At 55.1% G+C, this 16,402-nt stretch carries 17 protein-coding genes and 1 riboswitch; of the genes, 16 read left to right on the plus strand and 1 reads right to left on the minus strand.

The window, feature by feature from the left end; all coding sequences use genetic code 11:
• The first annotated feature begins 3 nt into the window (after positions 1 to 3).
• The 8 genes from JET16_RS26735 (at position 4) to sigF (ending at position 7,247) form a co-directional block, all read left to right on the plus strand.
• Positions 4 to 807, plus strand: a complete 804-nt coding sequence (locus tag JET16_RS26735) for a purine-nucleoside phosphorylase (protein WP_407673205.1) — start codon at positions 4 to 6, stop codon at positions 805 to 807.
• Positions 804 to 1,652 carry a purine-nucleoside phosphorylase gene (locus JET16_RS26740; RefSeq protein ID WP_199623039.1) on the plus strand — a complete coding sequence of 283 codons (849 nt, stop codon included), beginning with the start codon at positions 804 to 806 and terminating at the stop codon, positions 1,650 to 1,652. The genes JET16_RS26735 and JET16_RS26740 overlap by 4 nt, the downstream gene beginning before the upstream one ends.
• Positions 1,653 to 2,993: a pyrimidine-nucleoside phosphorylase gene (locus JET16_RS26745; RefSeq protein ID WP_199623042.1), complete on the plus strand. Its 1,341-nt coding sequence runs from the start codon at positions 1,653 to 1,655 to the stop codon at positions 2,991 to 2,993.
• A gap of 180 nt (positions 2,994 to 3,173) precedes the next feature.
• Positions 3,174 to 3,860, plus strand: a complete 687-nt coding sequence (locus JET16_RS26750) for a DNA-binding response regulator (RefSeq protein ID WP_199623045.1) — start codon at positions 3,174 to 3,176, stop codon at positions 3,858 to 3,860.
• 425 nt (positions 3,861 to 4,285) lie between these two features.
• Complete coding sequence (locus JET16_RS26755) at positions 4,286 to 5,497, plus strand: D-alanyl-D-alanine carboxypeptidase family protein (RefSeq protein ID WP_199623048.1); 1,212 nt, start codon at positions 4,286 to 4,288, stop codon at positions 5,495 to 5,497.
• A 178-nt stretch (positions 5,498 to 5,675) separates the two neighbouring features.
• Entirely contained in the window at positions 5,676 to 6,038 is a 363-nt protein-coding gene (gene spoIIAA / locus JET16_RS26760; protein ID WP_233532319.1) for an anti-sigma F factor antagonist, read from the plus strand.
• A complete protein-coding gene (spoIIAB, locus tag JET16_RS26765) occupies positions 6,035 to 6,481 on the plus strand; it encodes an anti-sigma F factor (protein WP_199623054.1) in 447 nt (148 codons plus the stop codon). The genes spoIIAA and spoIIAB overlap by 4 nt, the downstream gene beginning before the upstream one ends.
• Before the next feature lie 10 nt (positions 6,482 to 6,491).
• Positions 6,492 to 7,247 (plus strand): RNA polymerase sporulation sigma factor SigF, encoded by a 756-nt coding sequence (sigF, locus tag JET16_RS26770; protein ID WP_199623057.1) that lies wholly within the window; start codon positions 6,492 to 6,494, stop codon positions 7,245 to 7,247.
• A 17-nt stretch (positions 7,248 to 7,264) separates the two neighbouring features.
• Here sigF and JET16_RS26775 read toward each other — a convergent pair whose 3' ends face one another.
• Entirely contained in the window at positions 7,265 to 7,471 is a 207-nt protein-coding gene (locus JET16_RS26775) for a GNAT family N-acetyltransferase (protein ID WP_199623060.1), read from the minus strand.
• A 401-nt stretch (positions 7,472 to 7,872) separates the two neighbouring features.
• Between JET16_RS26775 and JET16_RS26780 the strand changes: the two genes are divergently transcribed.
• The 8 genes from JET16_RS26780 to ribE all read left to right on the plus strand — a co-directional run bounded on the left by JET16_RS26780 (position 7,873) and on the right by ribE (position 16,384).
• Positions 7,873 to 9,264 carry an aminotransferase-like domain-containing protein gene (locus JET16_RS26780; RefSeq protein WP_199623076.1) on the plus strand — a complete coding sequence of 464 codons (1,392 nt, stop codon included), beginning with the start codon at positions 7,873 to 7,875 and terminating at the stop codon, positions 9,262 to 9,264.
• Positions 9,265 to 9,300: 36 nt separating this feature from the next.
• On the plus strand, positions 9,301 to 9,942 hold the full coding sequence (locus JET16_RS26785; RefSeq protein WP_199623079.1) for a stage V sporulation protein AA: 642 nt from the start codon (positions 9,301 to 9,303) through the stop codon (positions 9,940 to 9,942).
• Positions 9,939 to 10,367: a stage V sporulation protein AB gene (locus tag JET16_RS26790; RefSeq protein WP_325176786.1), complete on the plus strand. Its 429-nt coding sequence runs from the start codon at positions 9,939 to 9,941 to the stop codon at positions 10,365 to 10,367. Before JET16_RS26785 ends, JET16_RS26790 begins: the two co-directional genes overlap by 4 nt.
• Positions 10,343 to 12,079 (plus strand): spore germination protein, encoded by a 1,737-nt coding sequence (locus JET16_RS26795; protein ID WP_233532320.1) that lies wholly within the window; start codon positions 10,343 to 10,345, stop codon positions 12,077 to 12,079. The genes JET16_RS26790 and JET16_RS26795 overlap by 25 nt, the downstream gene beginning before the upstream one ends.
• 136 nt (positions 12,080 to 12,215) lie before the next feature.
• Positions 12,216 to 13,547, plus strand: a complete 1,332-nt coding sequence (gene lysA / locus JET16_RS26800) for a diaminopimelate decarboxylase (RefSeq protein ID WP_199623082.1) — start codon at positions 12,216 to 12,218, stop codon at positions 13,545 to 13,547.
• Positions 13,548 to 13,691: 144 nt separating this feature from the next.
• Positions 13,692 to 14,123: a peptidylprolyl isomerase gene (locus JET16_RS26805; RefSeq protein WP_199623085.1), complete on the plus strand. Its 432-nt coding sequence runs from the start codon at positions 13,692 to 13,694 to the stop codon at positions 14,121 to 14,123.
• Between the two features lie 39 nt (positions 14,124 to 14,162).
• Positions 14,163 to 14,340: riboswitch (FMN riboswitch) on the plus strand.
• Positions 14,341 to 14,594: 254 nt separating this feature from the next.
• On the plus strand, positions 14,595 to 15,710 hold the full coding sequence (gene ribD / locus JET16_RS26810; protein WP_199623207.1) for a bifunctional diaminohydroxyphosphoribosylaminopyrimidine deaminase/5-amino-6-(5-phosphoribosylamino)uracil reductase RibD: 1,116 nt from the start codon (positions 14,595 to 14,597) through the stop codon (positions 15,708 to 15,710).
• A 5-nt stretch (positions 15,711 to 15,715) separates the two neighbouring features.
• Positions 15,716 to 16,384, plus strand: coding sequence for a riboflavin synthase (gene ribE / locus JET16_RS26815; RefSeq protein WP_199623088.1), 669 nt, complete (start codon positions 15,716 to 15,718; stop codon positions 16,382 to 16,384).
• Positions 16,385 to 16,402: the final 18 nt, after the last annotated feature.

The raw sequence follows: 16,402 nt of genomic DNA on the forward strand, positions 1-16,402 counted from the left end.
GCGATGATGAAGCAAGCATCTGAATATATTAAAAGCAAGACGGACGCGAAGCCTGATATAGGGCTCATTCTCGGCTCCGGCCTTGGCGTGTTGGCTGAGGAAATATCGGAAGCCGTCACGCTGCATTATTCGGATATTCCGCATTTTCCGGTGTCTACGGTGGAAGGACACGCGGGAGAATTGCTGATCGGCACGTTGGAAGGAAAACAGGTTGTGCTCATGAAGGGACGTTTTCATCAATACGAAGGTTACGGGCCTACGGAAGTGTCGTTTCCGGTTCGGGTGATGAAAGCTCTCGGTGTGAACAAGCTGTTGGTAACGAACGCGGCGGGCGGCGTAAACATGGATTACGAACCCGGCGATTTGATGCTCATTCGCGATCATATCAATTTCATGTTCCGCAATCCCCTTATCGGCCCGAACGACCCGGCGACCGGCGTCCGGTTCCCCGACATGTCGGAGGCTTACGCCAAACGTCTTCGGGACATCGCGAAGAGCGTCGCGGTGAAAGAAGGCATACGGCTGCGCGAGGGCGTTTATTTGGGATTGCTCGGCCCGACATACGAAACGCCGGCCGAGATTCGAATGATTCGGGTGCTCGGAGCGGATGCGGTCGGGATGTCGACCGTTCCGGAGACGATCGTTGCGCGCCATGCGGGAATGGAAGTGCTCGGCATATCGTGCATCAGCAACATGGCGGCGGGCATACTCGACCAGCCGCTGTCGCATGACGAGGTTATGGAGACGGCGGAACGGGTGAAAGATACCTTTATTCGACTAGTGAAAGGAATCGTGCGGCAGTTATGAGTACATATTTCGAACAATTGCAGGAAGCGGCGGAAGCGCTGCGCGCAAAAATCGGCGGCCGCCGACCGTCGATCGGGCTTATTCTCGGTTCCGGCCTCGGCGATTTGGCTAACGACGTAACGAATGCGGTATCGATTTCTTATAACGAGCTTCCGCATTTTCCAGTGTCCACGGTGGAAGGGCATGCGGGACAATTCGTCGTCGGAGAGCTGGAAGGCAAGCAAGTGATCGTCATGCAAGGGCGCTTTCATTATTACGAAGGATATTCGATGCGCAAAGTGGTGTTCCCGGTCTATGTGATGAAGCTGCTCGGCGTCTCCTCCCTTGTGGTGACGAATGCCGCCGGCGGCATGAACCGCGAGTTTGCGGCCGGGGATTTGATGCTCATCAGCGACCATATCAATTTAACCGGCGACAATCCGTTGATCGGGGCGAACGACCCGCGTATGGGCGTAAGGTTCCCGGATATGTCGGCGGCGTACGACCGCGAATTTCGCGCGCTCGCCCGCCGGCTGGCGGAGAACGTTCGGGGCGAGAGCGGCGAAGCGCTCCGGCTCGTTGAGGGCGTCTATTGCGGCATCAGCGGCCCGGCCTACATGACTCCGTCGGAGCTGATCATGCTGGCCCGCGTCGGCGGTGACGCGATCGGCATGTCCACGGTTGGCGAAGTGATCGCCGCGCGCCATGCCGGATTGCGTGTGCTCGGCATTTCGTGCATTACGGACATGGCCGTCGGCGAAGAGCTCGAACCGCTGACGCATGAGCAGGTGGTCGCGGTGGCGAACCGCACGAAGCCGAAGTTTATGACGCTCGTACGATCGTTTGTGCGCGAGGTGGAGGCTTAGATGCGGTCGGTCGATATCATCCGTGACAAACGGGACGGAGCGGAGTTGTCCCCGGAGCAGATCGCATCGCTCATACGCGGTTATGTGGACGGATCGATACCGGATTATCAGATGGCGGCCTGGGCGATGGCCGTCTTTTTCCGCGGTATGACGGCGCGTGAGACGGCGGCTTTGACGCTTGAGATGGCGCGTTCGGGAGATATGGTCGATTTGAGCGGCGTGAACGGCGTGAAGGTCGACAAGCATTCAACGGGCGGCGTGGGAGACACGACAACGCTTGTGCTCGCGCCGTTGGTGGCCGCCGCCGGCGTGCCTGTCGCGAAGATGTCGGGACGTGGACTCGGCCACACAGGCGGAACGATCGATAAGCTGGAATCGATCCCGGGCTTCCAAGTAGAGCGCTCGCAGTCGGAATTCGCGGAGCAAGTGAACCGGATCGGGGCTGCGGTCATTTCGCAATCCGGCAACATCACTCCCGCCGATAAGATGCTGTATGGGCTGCGCGACGTAACGGCGACCGTCGAGTCTGTTCCGCTCATCGCGAGTTCTATCATGAGCAAGAAGATTGCCGCCGGAGCGGACGCCATCGTGTTGGACGTCAAGACGGGCGGAGGCGCGTTCATGAAGACGCTGGACGACTCCGTCCGGTTGGCCGAGGCGATGGTGGCGATCGGCACCGAAATCGGGCGCGAGACGATCGCAGTTATTAGCGATATGAATCAACCGCTCGGCAACGCTGTCGGCAACGCCTTGGAAGTCAGGGAGGCGATTGCGCTGCTGCGGGGCGAGCCGGGCGTATCCCGCGATTTGGTGGAAGTATGCCTCGCGCTCGGCGCGCACATGCTGGTGCTCGGAAGGCGCGCGGCAACGGTGGAGGAGGGGCGACGCGCTCTGCAAGCGCTGCTTGACAACGGCGAAGCGCTGAGGCGCTTCGAGCAGCTTGTGGCGGCGCAGGGCGGCGATGCGGAGGTCGTGCGGTCGCCCGACCGCCTGCCTGCCGCGGCCGCCGTCATCCCCGTAGCCTCGCCTTCGCAAGGCTACGTCAGCGGCATCCGCGCCGAGGACGTCGGCGTTGCGGCCATGCTGCTCGGGGCAGGGAGAGCGACGAAAGAAGCGCGCATCGACCTGTCGGTCGGCATCCGTCTGCGCAAGCGGATCGGCGACCGCGTCGAAGCGGGCGAGCCGCTTGCGGAGCTGCACGCGGGCGCACATGCAAGCGGTGATGAGCTCGCCGCGATTTCCCGCAAGGTGGCGGACGCCTACACCTTGCAGGCGGAGCCGGCGGCCGCGCCGCCGCTCATCCGCGCCGTCGTCACCCGCGCGGGCGTGCAGCGGTTGTAGCTGCAGCTCGGATACAGATACAGTCGGCAACGGCGCAAGAGGTGCTCTTGGAAAAAAACGGGTGACGCCAAACTGCGTCTATAGTATAATAGCTGCAACACGGTCGTGAAGTACACGCCGCTCGTCCTCTGAATGAGGGTTCGGGCGGCGTTTTTATTTTTCATTAACGGAGGTTATCGCATGGTTGTGAAATCGTTCGAAGAAGCGCACAAACATTGGTTGGAGTCGCATTTGGCGGCAAGGGACGGAAAGAGTAGGGAGCGGTTGGAGAAAGGACATGCCCATGCGGAAATATTGCTTCTGCGGAAAGTGTGGTGGCCTTTGTTTCAAAACTTCGACCACCTGCATCCGGAGTATGAAGTCCGCGATTTCATCGACGGCGTCCGCTACTTGGACTTCGCGTATTTGCGCCCGCCGTTTCGGATTTGTTTTGAAATTGACGGTTATACGTACCATGTGGAGAACGTGACGCGAGAACAATTCGCCGACAACGAAATACGCCAAGACCATCTCGTCGCTGATTTTTGGATCGTGATTCGATTTTCCTATGACGATATTAAAAACAATCCGAAACGATGCCAACAAGTCATACTGAACATACTTGGCCGCTTATACAGGGAGCACGTGGCGGATGTCCGGCTTACCCCGAACGAGAAGGAAGTTATCAGGATCGCCGTCCGCACCCCCCGGCCTATTACAGCCGAAGATGTTTGCTACTATATCGGTTGCGCCAATAAATCCGCCCGGCAGATGTTGAAAGGTTTGGTAGAGAAGAGAATGCTCGAACCGGCAAGCGGCGGCATGCGACGCACCCTATCCTATCGCACCGCTATGGAGCCGCAGCTGTTGCTTTACATGGCGGGGTAAAGGGAGTATGCCGGACTTGAACGACCTACTTTGCCGTTAGTTTGGGAAAATTTAGGTAATTCTGAAAAAGTAACGGTCGCAGAGGCTCTTAAAGTGTTGTTATAACGCTCCAAAGCAAGAAAAACGAGCTTGGGGACGTTACTAAGGGCGTTTGCGACCGTTCGCCGTGGCGCCAAACCAGTCCGCGACATCACTAACGCCATTTACGACCGTTCGCCTCTCGCACTAACGTTCTCCATGACCGTTCGCCTCGGCCCTAAGCATGGACGGCTCTCGCTAATCTCACCCTATCGTTCGCCGCCGCTAAATTGCTTCCCAGCAATGCCTCTCTGCCGTATAAAACCCCTTCGGACCGTCAACAATGGTAAAAGCACATACAGCATTTTACAGGAAGGTCGCAAAATAGTAGGAGGGGTAGAATACTCATGTCCAAGAAAACTCGCGTCATCGCTCTCGCTTTGCTCAGTCTTTTAATCGCCCTTTTCGCGGCGGCACCGGTTGCGGGAGCGGTTGCTCCGAAGCCGCAGGCCGGCGAAACGGGCGCCGAAAAGCAAGTAGATTTGGCGCCGAACGCCCGGTCAGCCATTCTGGTCGATGCCGATACGGGTACCGTAATCTACGAGAAGAATAAAACGGAGCATCTTCCGCCCGCATCGATTACCAAGATCATGTTGATGCTTCTCGTCATGGAGGCGATCGACCAAGGCAAAATCAAACTCTCCGACAAAGTGCGTACGAGTGAATATGCCGCGTCGATGGGCGGTTCCCAAATTTTCCTTGAGGCTGGAGAAGAGATGTCCGTCGAAGATTTGCTCAAAGGCGTCGCGATGGCTTCCGGCAACGACGCTTCCGTAGCGTTGGCCGAGCATATTGCAGGCACTGAGCAATCGTTCGTTCAAATGATGAACGACCGCGCCAAAGAGCTCGGCATGAATCACACCAATTTCGTCAATGTGAACGGTCTTCCGGCCGAAAATCATTACACGTCGGCGGAAGATATCGCGATCATGTCTCGTGAGCTTCTCAAGCATGCAGAAATAACGAAGTATACAAGCGCCTACCAAGACTATCTCCGCAAAGATACGGATAACCCGTTTTGGCTCGTGAACACGAACAAGCTGGTACGGTTTTATACCGGAGCCGACGGCTTGAAAACCGGCTATACGAGCGAAGCGAAGTTTTGCCTCTCCGCATCGGCGGTTCGGGACAACTTCCGCATTATCGCGGTCGTCCTCGGCGAACCGAACACGAAAACCCGCAACGCTGAAGTCAGCTCGCTGTTCGACTTTGCTTTCTCACAATACAAGAGTCACCCGTTAATCAAACAAGGCGACAAAATCGGCACCGTTCAAGTGGAAAAAGGCGAAGAGGCGCAAATTGAACTCGTCGCGAAACAGCATTACAGCATTCTGATGAAAAAAGGCGAGAAAACCGACGAGATCCGCCATGAGCTGCAGCTCGACAAAGAATTAAGAGCTCCCATTCAGCTCGGCCAGCCGATCGGCAAGCTTGTCGTGTATAAAGGCGAATCCGCAATCAAAACGTTTGAAATCGAATCGCCCGTAGCCATCGGCGAGGCAAACTGGTGGACGATACTGAAAAGAACGACGTCCAAATTGTTTTTTATCAGCAAGTAGCTTTTAGAGCACGGCCCATCCGTTCCGCAAAACCCCAGCGGGACGGATGAACGCTATGCTTCATTTGCTGCGAAAAGTGAGCCATTTTGTCGCTTTCTGACGGTTTGCTTCTAGTTTTGTCGGCAAGCAGGAATAGATGCCGGATTCGTAGAATTGAACTGGCAAGACCCGGAAGGAGATGAACAAAGTGAGTCTCAAGGTTCACATGGAACAGCACCGCAAAGCGCTCATTGTCAGGCTCGTAGGGGAACTTGACCACCATGCGGCCGATTCGGTGAAAGCGCAAATGGAAGATGCGATTTTGAACGGGAATGTCACGCATCTCATCTTAAGCTTGAAAGAGTTAACGTTCATGGACAGTTCCGGAATCGGAGTCATTCTCGGACGCTATAAATCAATTACGGGCAGAGGCGGCAAAATGGTCGTCTGCGACGTCTCCCCGGCCGTTTACCGGCTGTTCGAATTGTCCGGTCTGTTTAAAATCGTGTCGATCGAACAAAGCGAGAGAGAAGCGCTCTCCAGTCTGGGGGTTGTATCATGAGCGAAAAGAATTTCATGAAGGTGCAGTTTTCCAGTGTTTCCGCGAACGAATCTTTCGCCCGGATCGTCGTCGCAGCGTTCGCGAGCCAGCTCGATCCTACGATGGACGAATTGACGGATATCAAGACCGTCGTATCGGAAGCGGTGACGAACGCGATTATACACGGATATGAAGAAGATCCGGAGGGCAGCGTCACGATCTCGGCCCGTATCGACGGCGACATGCTTTACATTACCGTCGAGGACGAGGGACGGGGCATCGAAGACCTGGAGCTTGCCCGCACGCCGCTTTATACGTCAAAGCCGGAACTTGAGCGTTCCGGTATGGGCTTCACGATCATGGAAAACTTCATGGACCGCATCGAAGTCGTATCCGAACCGGGCAAAGGCACGAAAGTCGAAATGGCGAAGCGTATTGAGTCAAAAAAAGTGATGTATAACTAGGGGATGGGCTATGGAAGTCGATGTGAAAAACGCCTCTCACAGCTACCTAGACGACGCCGAAGTGAAACGGCTCATCGCGCTTAGCCAAGCCGGAGAGGCTGCGGCACGCGAACGATTGGTCAACTGCAACATTCGCCTCGTATGGTCTGTGGTGCAGCGTTTCTTGAACAGGGGATACGAGCCGGAGGATTTGTTTCAAATCGGCTGTATCGGGTTATTAAAGTCGATCGATAAGTTTGATTTGTCTTATGACGTTAAGTTTTCAACCTATGCCGTTCCTATGATTATAGGAGAAATTCAACGGTTTCTTCGGGATGACGGCACCGTCAAAGTAAGCCGTTCGCTGAAAGAGATGGCTAATAAAGTACGCAAGACGAAAGACGAGCTTTCCAAAAAGTTAGGCCGTTTGCCGACCGTCGGCGAAGTAGCCGAAGAGCTCGGAGTGACCCCGGAGGAAATCGTATTCGCGCAGGAGGCCAACAAACCGCCGTCGTCGATTCACGAGACCGTATTCGAGAACGACGGCGATCCGATTACGCTGATGGATCAAATCGCGGACGAATCGCAAGAACGCTGGTTCGACAAGCTGGCTCTTGGAGAAGCGATCAATTCGCTGTCGGAGCGGGAGAGGCTGATTGTGTATTTGCGGTATTACCGCGACCAAACCCAGTCCGAAGTCGCTTCCAGGCTGGGCATCTCGCAGGTGCAGGTATCCCGGCTGGAGAAAAAAATATTGCAAACGATCAAAGACCAGATCGCGCAATGACGCGGCTGGTCTTTGTTTCACTGTGCAGGTTTTCTCATCCCCTCCGTCCGGACAAAGCCGTACTTTTCATATAAACCGTGAGCGTCCTTTGTTCCGAGCAGCATGCTCACGCCTTGCAAGCCGGGGTGTTCGACGATGCACCGCACCAGCCATTTCCCCAATCCTCCAACGTTGACTCTCTCACTATCGTCGGTCAACACATAATCGTCTTTTACCCATTCCATCTTATATCCGCTCCTCCCGCTTGCTTTTTCCCATCCGATCTCTAACGCTAACGAACATTCTCCCCTACCCGTAATCCCAACTCTTGCAAACCTATTTCATTCCTCTTATCGTCTCGATTTCCAGCGAACATTTTCCTCACCTTCATCTTCCGATTTCTGGCGGTCGCCCTCCTTACGGTCCCCCCAATTCCCTGTCATCTCCGATCCCCTTTCGATCTGTACCGGTACAGATGAGAAAACACTGGTGTTTTTTGTAAAATTGTTGGAAAAATGTGGCCTAATGACCGATACAGTTCTTATAGTAAATGAAAAAAATGCGGTTTAAAATGAAGTTTTTTTCGATCTGTACCGGTACAGATTGAAAGGAAGAGAAAAACCATATGACTAGGGGGAAATGAAAAATGTCCGCTGAAGAAAATAAGTACGAGGAAATTGTGGAGTACATTTACGGGCTGCTCGATGAGCGGTCGCTCAAACCCGGAAGCAAATTGCCGTCCGTACGTATGGTTGCGCAGCAGTTCGGATGCAGCGTCGCTACCGTTGTGCGGGCTTACGAGCATCTTCGGTTGGAGGGTACCGTATATTCAAAGCCGAAGTCGGGGTTTATCGTGATGGACATTCCGAACCGAAAGGAGATCCTCGCACATCGTGAAGAGATCGACTTCGCTTCGGCGTCGCCGGATGAAGACGGAATGCCGTATCAGGAGTATCGCCATTGTTTGACGAAAGCGGTGTTCCTAAACAGGCACAAGATGTTCGACTACAACGATCCGCAAGGCCTGCCTTCCTTGCGCAAGCTGCTGGCCAACCATCTGCAGAAGGTTCAAATTTTCACGAAATTCGAGAGAATCCATATCACATCGGGCGCCCAGCAAGCGTTGTTTCTATTGGCAGATATGCCGTTTCCAAACGGCAAAACGAATGTGCTGGTGGAGCAGCCCGCCTACCACGGGATGCTGCGGACACTGGAATTGCTCAATGTTCGTACTCTCGGCATCGAAAGAACGGAGAACGGTGTGGACATGGAGGAGTTGGAGAGACATTTTCGCAGCAATTCGATCAAATGTTTCTACACGGTGCCGAGATTTCACAATCCGACCGGGTGGTCGTACTCGAAGGAGCAGAGAAAGCAGATTGTTCGGCTCGCGTCAAAGTATGACGTCTATGTTATCGAGGACGATTATCTTGCCGATCTGGAGACGGACTCGAAAGCGGAACCGATGTTGGCGGCCGACGGCGCTGAATTCGTCGTCTACCTCAAGAGCTTCTCCAAGGTCATGCTCCCGGGGCTTCGGCTTTGCTTGGCCGTCGTCCCGGATAAGCTTGCCCCGATGTTTTCCGCATACAAAACTTGCGCCGATTTGGGCACATCGTTCATATCTCAGAACGCCCTTGAGCTGTATATGCACAACGGGCTTTACGATTATCATACGGAACGTATGCGCAAGTTATATTCCGAGCGTATGGAGGCGCTTCGTTCCGCCTGTGCGTTTCATCTGCCCGATGGATTCGTTCCAACGAACGGCGGCGGAATTTTCGCATCGCTTGTTCTTCCCGGCGGCATGTCGGCGAAAGAGGTTGTTCGGTTGGGACAGCGCGAGGGGATCAGGCTGACGGACGCCGGCCGTTGTTTCATGGGAGACAATAAGCGGGATGATATGGTGCGTTTAAGCATCATTCGTACCGGAGAAGCTCGCATCCAAGACGGCATTGAACGGTTATCCCGAATCTTGCTTCGAATGAGCCGAATCGATGCCGGCCGCAGCCCGAGTAATAAAGTTATATTCGTATAATACTAGTCAGGGGAAAGAGCAAAGGAGGGGGCGGGATTGCCATCGACAGTGATCTACCTTCGGCTTCGCAAACGCGTCCGTCTTCCCCGAGGACGGCCAATCGTGCTGGAAGATGTGGCGCATTATATTGCGGATCCCGGGCTGGAGGAAGCGATTCGCGGATTACAGCTGCACAGGCCGGCCCGCGGCGACGGCAATTTGATATTGATCGATATGTTGAATGTGGTGTCCAAAATCCGTGAACGACTGCCGGATGCCGATATTGAACATTTCGGGGATCCTCATTCGCTTGTTGAAATCGTTACCGAACGAAAACAAGCGAACGTTATCTTTTTTGTCGTCGTGTGGCTGTTGCTCTTCTTCGGTTCCGGGCTGGCGATTATGAATTTCCACGAGGACGTGTCGATGCCAGCCGTTCATCAAAGGATCGTATACTTAATCACCGGTCAAAGAGTAGAACATCCTTATATTCTGCAAATTCCTTATTCCGTCGGTATCGGGCTCGGAATGGTCGTCTTCTTCAATCATCTGTTCAAGAAAAAGATCAACGAGGAACCTAGTCCGCTAGATGTCGAGATGTTCAAATACGAGGAAAGCGTCATGCAGTACGTCGTTTCGGAAGAATACCGTAAGCTGGCGGAGAACGGAAAGAGAACGGAAGCGGGGGAGAAACGGTGACCGGGTTGCTGTCCGGCGCCGCCATGGCGTTTCTCGGTTTGGCCAGCGGATTGGCTGTCGGCAGCGGGCTAGTCGCTTTCCTCGTGGTGCTCGATGTCATCCCGCGTCTCGCGCAAATTACGGGATCGACGGGCAGGGGACCTTCGTTGGAGCTCGCCGTCGTGTTGGGAGCGTTATATTGGACGTGCGCCGACCTGTTCGATTGGAACTTGGGATTTCCGATGTGGCTGCTCGGTTTTGCCGGTATTTTTACAGGGGCGTTTATCGGCACGGTGGCGGCGGCCTTAACCGAAGTGCTGAACGTGTTTCCGATTTTGGCCAGGAGGCTGCGCATGGACGGTTATATTTCACGCCTGCTCGCGGCGATGGTGCTTGGCAAGGTACTCGGATCTTTGTTTGAATGGCTGGCGTTTCGGACACATTAATAGGAACGGTTGACCAAACAATCGAAGGAGTGAGAGATAAAGCGATGAGCGCGCCCGATAACCGAAATATAGATGGAGAGCAGGATTATGTCGTTCAAAACGGAGAATCGGAGTATTTATTTCATTTGGAAGCCGGCGGAGAGGAGGGCGGCAATGAGGAAAAGCTGAAAATAAAGCCGCCTGAAAGCAAAGATCCGCACCCGTATAAAATGACGCCGGAAGAGAAGCGGTTGAAGGAAGCCGAAGACATTCCGAAGAGATTGAAAGACGTCAAGCGGATATTGGAAGAGAAGGTCGGACTCGGGGCCAGCTTTGACGTGTTGATGCGCGAGATGACGTACGGCGGCAGAGAAACCGGATTGTTTTATTTGAACGGCTTCGCCAAAGACGAAGTGCTCACGTTGATCATGATGAGGCTGACGGAGATCGATCCGAAAGTGATGACGGCCAACGCTCTGCAGCGCTTCTTTCACTTATATATACCTCATATCCAAGTGGAAAAGGTGGACAAGATCACTGCGGCGATCGATAAAGTATTGGCCGGCGGAAGCGCATTGTTCATCGATGGTGAAACTTCGGCCATCGTTATCGATGCCAAAACGTTCCCGCAGCGCGGACCGGAAGAGCCGTCGCTCGAGCGGGTCGTACGCGGCGCAAGGGACGGCTTTATCGAAACGGTGCTCACGAACGTGACGATGGTGCGGCGCCGCTTGCGCGATCCGCGGTTGAAGCTGGAGATGTTAAAGGTCGGAAGGCGGTCGAAGACGGACGTTTGCGTCGCATATATTAACGATATTGCCGATTTGAGTTTGGTGGACGAGGTCAAGAAAAAAATCGCCGAGATCGATGTGGACGGCATCGTGATGGCGGATAAGGAGCTGGAAGAAGCGATCGTCGGCAAAGGTTGGAGCCCGTTTCCGGCCGTCAGGTATACGGAACGTCCGGATGTGGCGGCGTATCACTTAATCGAGGGGCATGTTTGTTTGTTTGTGGATACGTCGCCAAGCGTGATCGTTTTGCCTACAACGTTCTTCCATCATGTCCAGCATGCCGAAGAATATCGGCAAAACCCGTTTATAGGGACATACATGCGGTGGGTGCGGTTTTTCGGGATTTTCGCTTCTTTATTTATGCTGCCGTTATGGTTATTGCTCGTGCTTATGCCGGAGGCGAGACCGGAAGCGTTAGGCTTTATCGGACCTCAAGAGACGGGTCGCATTCCTCTTCTCGTTCAGTTCCTGCTCGTTGAAGTGGGGGTCGATATGATGCGGCTTGCCGCCATCCATACGCCGACGCCGCTCTCTACCGCAATGGGCTTGATCGCAGCCATACTGATCGGCGATATCGCGGTTGAAGCGGGACTCTTTGTGAACGAGGTTATACTTTATATGGCGGTGGCCGCCGTAGGGATGTTTGCAACGCCGAGCTACGAGTTGGGGCTTGCCAACCGCATCGTTCGATTGGCACTGTTGATCTCTGTGGCGGCGTTCCGGGTTCCCGGCTTTGTCGTCGGCACGACGTTGATCATGCTGATGCTTATCACGAAACGTTCGTACAAGACACCGTATTTGTGGCCCTTCATACCGTTTAACGCCCGCGGATTGTTTGATGTCGTCTTCCGCCGTCCGTTCTTGTCCCATAGGTACCGGACGACGATTACGAAGCCGCAGGACAGGGACCGGATGACCGAATTGCAGCATAGGCAAACATGAATTTCGCAGGTGAGCCCGAAGCTTGCATGAGCTTCGGGCTCATTTTTGTTTTCGGGCGATGCGGTTCTGTTATTCCTCGTTAATTTGTGATAATGTACAGCTATACGATATGGGTTTCATTAAAGGGGATAGACAATTGTATTTGCACGGTACCAGCAAAATCAACGAACACGGCAGATTGGAAATCGGCGGAGTGGATACGCTGGAGCTCGCACAGCGGTTCGGTACGCCGCTTTACGTCGTAGACGAAGCGCTCGTTCGCCGTCGGTGCAAAGAGTATATGGATGCGTTTAGGGCTTCGGGAGTGTCCTTCGATGTCTCGTACGCAAGCAAGGCGTTTTGTGTGAAAGCGATGTGCAGGCTCGTTGAAGAAGAAGGCTTATCGCTTGATGTCGTCTCGGACGGCGAATTATACACCGCGCTTGAGGCGGGTTTTCCCGCGGAGCGGATACATTTTCACGGCAATAATAAAACGGCGGAAGAGCTGGCGATGGGGCTTGACGCACGGATCGGCTTTTTCGTCGTCGATAACTTCATCGAGATGCATCTGCTTAATGAATTGGCGAAAGAGAGAGGGGTCCGCACGAATGTGCTGCTTCGCATCACTCCGGGCGTCGAAGCGCATACACACGAATATATCTCCACCGGGCAAGAGGATGTGAAATTCGGATTCGACCTCGGCAACGGTTCGGCAATGAAGGCGGTCCGCGACGCTTTGGAAGCAACGCAGCTTGATTTGATCGGCATTCACTCTCACATCGGTTCGCAGATATTCGAAGTGGAAGGATTCCGCGTCGCTGCGGAGAAAGTCGCGGATTTTGCAGCCGATGTGCGACGCGAGACGGGTGCCGAATTTCGGGTCGTCAATTTGGGCGGAGGGTTTGGCATACGTTATGTGGAAGGAGATAAGCCGCTGATGGTCGCGGATTATGTCAAGGCGATTACGGATGCGGTGAAAGAGCGGTTTACATCCCACGGCCTTCAAGTGCCGGAGATTTGGATCGAGCCGGGCCGCAGCATTGTAGGGGACGCGGGCACGACGCTTTATACGATCGGAACTGTGAAAGAGATCCCAGGCATTCGCAAATACGTGGCGGTCGACGGCGGCATGACGGATAATCCGCGGCCGGCTCTTTACGACGCTAAATACGAAGCGGCGCTCGCCAACCGCGCTAACGAAGAGGCCGAAGAAGTCGTATCCATCGCCGGGAAGGCGTGCGAGAGCGGGGACATGCTGATTTGGGATTTGGCGCTTCCGAGGGTGCGCCACGGCGACATCCTCGCCGTGTTCTGCACCGGCGCTTACAATTATTCGATGGCGAGCAATTACAACCGTATTCGGCGTCCGGCCGTCGTCTTCGCGAAGGACGGCAAAGCCGAGCTCGTTGTCCGGCGGGAAACGTACGAGGATTTGGTGTCGAACGACGTGGTGCCGGAGCGGTTGAGGAAGATGTCCGTGGTGAAATGACAAACGCCCTTCGGGGCGTTTTTTCGATTGTTCATGTGCAGCGGCTCATAAAATACAGAGTATTTAAGTGTGCCAATTTGAAATTTCTTCAGATCATATGTAAACTAGAACCATCTTTCCAGAAAACAACGAGGAGTGGAGCAAATGGCAAAGCAAGCGATTATCAAAATGGCGGACGGCGGAGAGGTAAAGATCGACCTGTTCGAGAAAGACGCTCCAAATACGGTGGCAAATTTCGAGAAGCTGGCAAACTCCGGTTTTTATGACGGACTCACATTTCACCGCGTCATCCCGGGATTTGTGGCTCAAGGCGGTTGTCCGAAGGGAACAGGCGCCGGCGGTCCGGGATACACGATCAACTGCGAAATCAACCCGAACAAACATGAACGCGGCGCGATAGCGATGGCTCATGCGGGTCCGAATACGGGCGGAAGCCAGTTCTACGTCGTTTATAAACCGCAGCCGCATTTGGACGGCGTTCATACGGTGTTCGGCAAAGTGAGCGAAGGCATGGAGCATGTGGACGAGTTCAAAGGACGCGACCGCATGGAATCCGTACGTGTGGTGGAAGAGTAGACAGTAAGAGATAAAGGTTGTATACTTACTAGAAAATTTATTTTCCTTCGGGGCGGGGTGAAATTCCCGACCGGCGGTGATGGGCGGAGAAACCGCGAACAACGGTTCACGGTTTTACGCACTCAGTCCGTGACCCGGCTTTTCGCTTAGGCGTAAAGACGGTGGACTCGGTGAAACTCCGAGACCGACAGTATAGTCTGGATGGGAGAAGGAAACGCAAGGAACGCGTATGTCCATGATTATCCTCATATTCGAGGCTTGTTTCGTCATGCGTACTGCGTCGTTTCACGCTAAACGGTATTGGTTTGTGCATTTTTTCACATCCAAACACCGTTGGTTTTGCGTTGACGTAACCAGGCGCCCCGTTGTGGGCGCTTTTTTTGTTGCTGTATTGTTCCGGCGGTCGGCTGAATGCAGCGGAAAATATTTTCCTTTGCATGCGATGCGAATGGTTTGAACGGAGGGAGAGATATGGAGTACACGGATGAGTCGTATATGCGAACGGCAATCGAGTTGGCCAGAGCGACGCTCGGACAAACCGGGTCCAATCCGTCCGTCGGCTGTGTCGTGGTGAAAGACGGTCGGATCGTCGGGATGGGCGCTCATTTGCGGCAAGGAGAGGCGCACGCGGAGGTTCATGCGCTAAATATGGCCGGCGCCGATGCGGAAGGCAGCACCGTGTATGTGACGCTTGAGCCTTGCAGCCACCACGGGCGTACGCCTCCGTGCGCCGACCGGCTCGTGCGGGAGAAGGTGGCGCGCGTCGTCGTGGCTTCGTCGGACCCTAACCCGCTTGTGGGCGGGCAGGGAATCGCCCGTTTACGGGAGCACGGCATAGCGGTGACGGTCGGCGTGCTGGAGCGGGAGGCGGCGGAATTGAACGAAGTGTTCTTCCACACGATTGCCGCCGGCCGTCCTTTCCTCGCCGTGAAGACGGCCGGCACGCTGGACGGCCGCATCGCCGCGCCGACCGGCGACAGCCGCTGGATTACGAACGAGCAGTCCCGCTCGTTCGTGCACGGCCTTCGCCACCGGTACGGGGCGATCATGGCCGGCGTCGGCACCGTGTTGGCCGACGATCCGCGCTTGACGGCCCGGCTGAGCGTGCCGTCGCGCGACCCGCTGCGAGTCATCGTCGACTCGCAGCTGCGCACGCCGCCCGGTGCGGCGGCGCTTGAACCGCGCGGGGACGGCCTGCCGTCCGCGCTGATCTGTACGACGGCCGCCGCTCCGGCCGCCGCAAGAGCCGCGCTCGCGCAGCGCGGCGCGGAAATCGTCGACTGCGGCCCGGGGCCGCGCGTCGACCTTGCGCTTGCCCTGCGCGAGCTGGGCAAGCGTAACATCGCCTCCGTCCTGGTCGAAGGCGGAGGAACATTAAGCGGCGCGCTGCTCGCCGAGCGGCTGGTCGACAAGGTGTACGCCTTTGTCGCGCCGAAAATCGCCGGCGAGGGCGGACCCGCCAACTTCAGCTTTCCCGGCGTAAACCGCATGGCCGACGCCGTAACTTTGGAACGCGTCAGCTTCCAAACGTTCGGCGACAACGTGCTGATCGCCGGTTATCCCGCGTATGGAAGGAGAGGTGAGTAGCACGTATGTTCACCGGACTCATTGAAGAAACAGGCACGCTGAGAAGCGTAAGCAGACAAGGCGAAGCGCTCGTTCTGACGATCGCCGCCGGCAAAATACTTCAAGGCGTCCAAATCGGAGACAGCATCTCCGTTAACGGCGTATGCCTGACGGCGATCCGGTATGACGCTTCCTCCGTCTCCATGGACGTCATGCCGGAGACGTACCGAAGTACGACGCTATCCCGCTTGAAACCGGGAGACGCCGTAAATCTCGAACGCGCCATGCGAGCGGACACCCGCTTCGGAGGCCACATCATGCAAGGGCATGTGGACGGAACCGGCGTTATCCGCGGCAGAGAGGCGAAAGATAACGCCGTCTACTTCACCATTGAGCCGCACGATCCGGAGCTGTTCCGGTACATTATCGCGAAAGGCTCGATCGCCATAGACGGCATATCGCTGACGGTCGTCGATACGTCCGAGACGGCGTTCCGCGTCTCCATCATCCCGCACACGCTCTCGGAAACGATACTGCAGCACAAGCAGCCTGGACATCAAGTGAACCTGGAAACCGACATTATCGGAAAATATGTAGAACATTTGCTCTCCTGGACCCGTGCGGAAACAGGTCGCGGAATCAGCGGGAAGCCGGCTTTATCTGAACATTTTCTTAGAGATAACGGATTTATATAAGAAGAACGGAGGGAAGCC

Origin of the sequence: Paenibacillus alkalitolerans (assembly GCF_016482785.1) — a bacterium.
In the GTDB taxonomy this organism is placed as follows: domain Bacteria; phylum Bacillota; class Bacilli; order Paenibacillales; family YIM-B00363; genus Paenibacillus_AE; species Paenibacillus_AE alkalitolerans.

What these genes read in the sequence shown, in the direction of transcription:
- JET16_RS26735 (WP_407673205.1), top strand. Translation starts at nt 4, where the DNA reads ATGATGAAGCAAGCATCTGAATATATTAAAAGCAAGACGGACGCGAAG.
- JET16_RS26740 (WP_199623039.1), top strand. Translation starts at nt 804, where the DNA reads ATGAGTACATATTTCGAACAATTGCAGGAAGCGGCGGAAGCGCTGCGC.
- JET16_RS26745 (WP_199623042.1), top strand. Translation starts at nt 1,653, where the DNA reads ATGCGGTCGGTCGATATCATCCGTGACAAACGGGACGGAGCGGAGTTG.
- JET16_RS26750 (WP_199623045.1), top strand. Translation starts at nt 3,174, where the DNA reads ATGGTTGTGAAATCGTTCGAAGAAGCGCACAAACATTGGTTGGAGTCG.
- JET16_RS26755 (WP_199623048.1), top strand. Translation starts at nt 4,286, where the DNA reads ATGTCCAAGAAAACTCGCGTCATCGCTCTCGCTTTGCTCAGTCTTTTA.
- spoIIAA (WP_233532319.1), top strand. Translation starts at nt 5,676, where the DNA reads ATGAACAAAGTGAGTCTCAAGGTTCACATGGAACAGCACCGCAAAGCG.
- spoIIAB (WP_199623054.1), top strand. Translation starts at nt 6,035, where the DNA reads ATGAGCGAAAAGAATTTCATGAAGGTGCAGTTTTCCAGTGTTTCCGCG.
- sigF (WP_199623057.1), top strand. Translation starts at nt 6,492, where the DNA reads ATGGAAGTCGATGTGAAAAACGCCTCTCACAGCTACCTAGACGACGCC.
- JET16_RS26775 (WP_199623060.1), bottom strand. Translation starts at nt 7,471, where the DNA reads ATGGAATGGGTAAAAGACGATTATGTGTTGACCGACGATAGTGAGAGA.
- JET16_RS26780 (WP_199623076.1), top strand. Translation starts at nt 7,873, where the DNA reads ATGTCCGCTGAAGAAAATAAGTACGAGGAAATTGTGGAGTACATTTAC.
- JET16_RS26795 (WP_233532320.1), top strand. Translation starts at nt 10,343, where the DNA reads ATGGCTGGCGTTTCGGACACATTAATAGGAACGGTTGACCAAACAATC.
- JET16_RS26805 (WP_199623085.1), top strand. Translation starts at nt 13,692, where the DNA reads ATGGCAAAGCAAGCGATTATCAAAATGGCGGACGGCGGAGAGGTAAAG.
- ribD (WP_199623207.1), top strand. Translation starts at nt 14,595, where the DNA reads ATGGAGTACACGGATGAGTCGTATATGCGAACGGCAATCGAGTTGGCC.
- ribE (WP_199623088.1), top strand. Translation starts at nt 15,716, where the DNA reads ATGTTCACCGGACTCATTGAAGAAACAGGCACGCTGAGAAGCGTAAGC.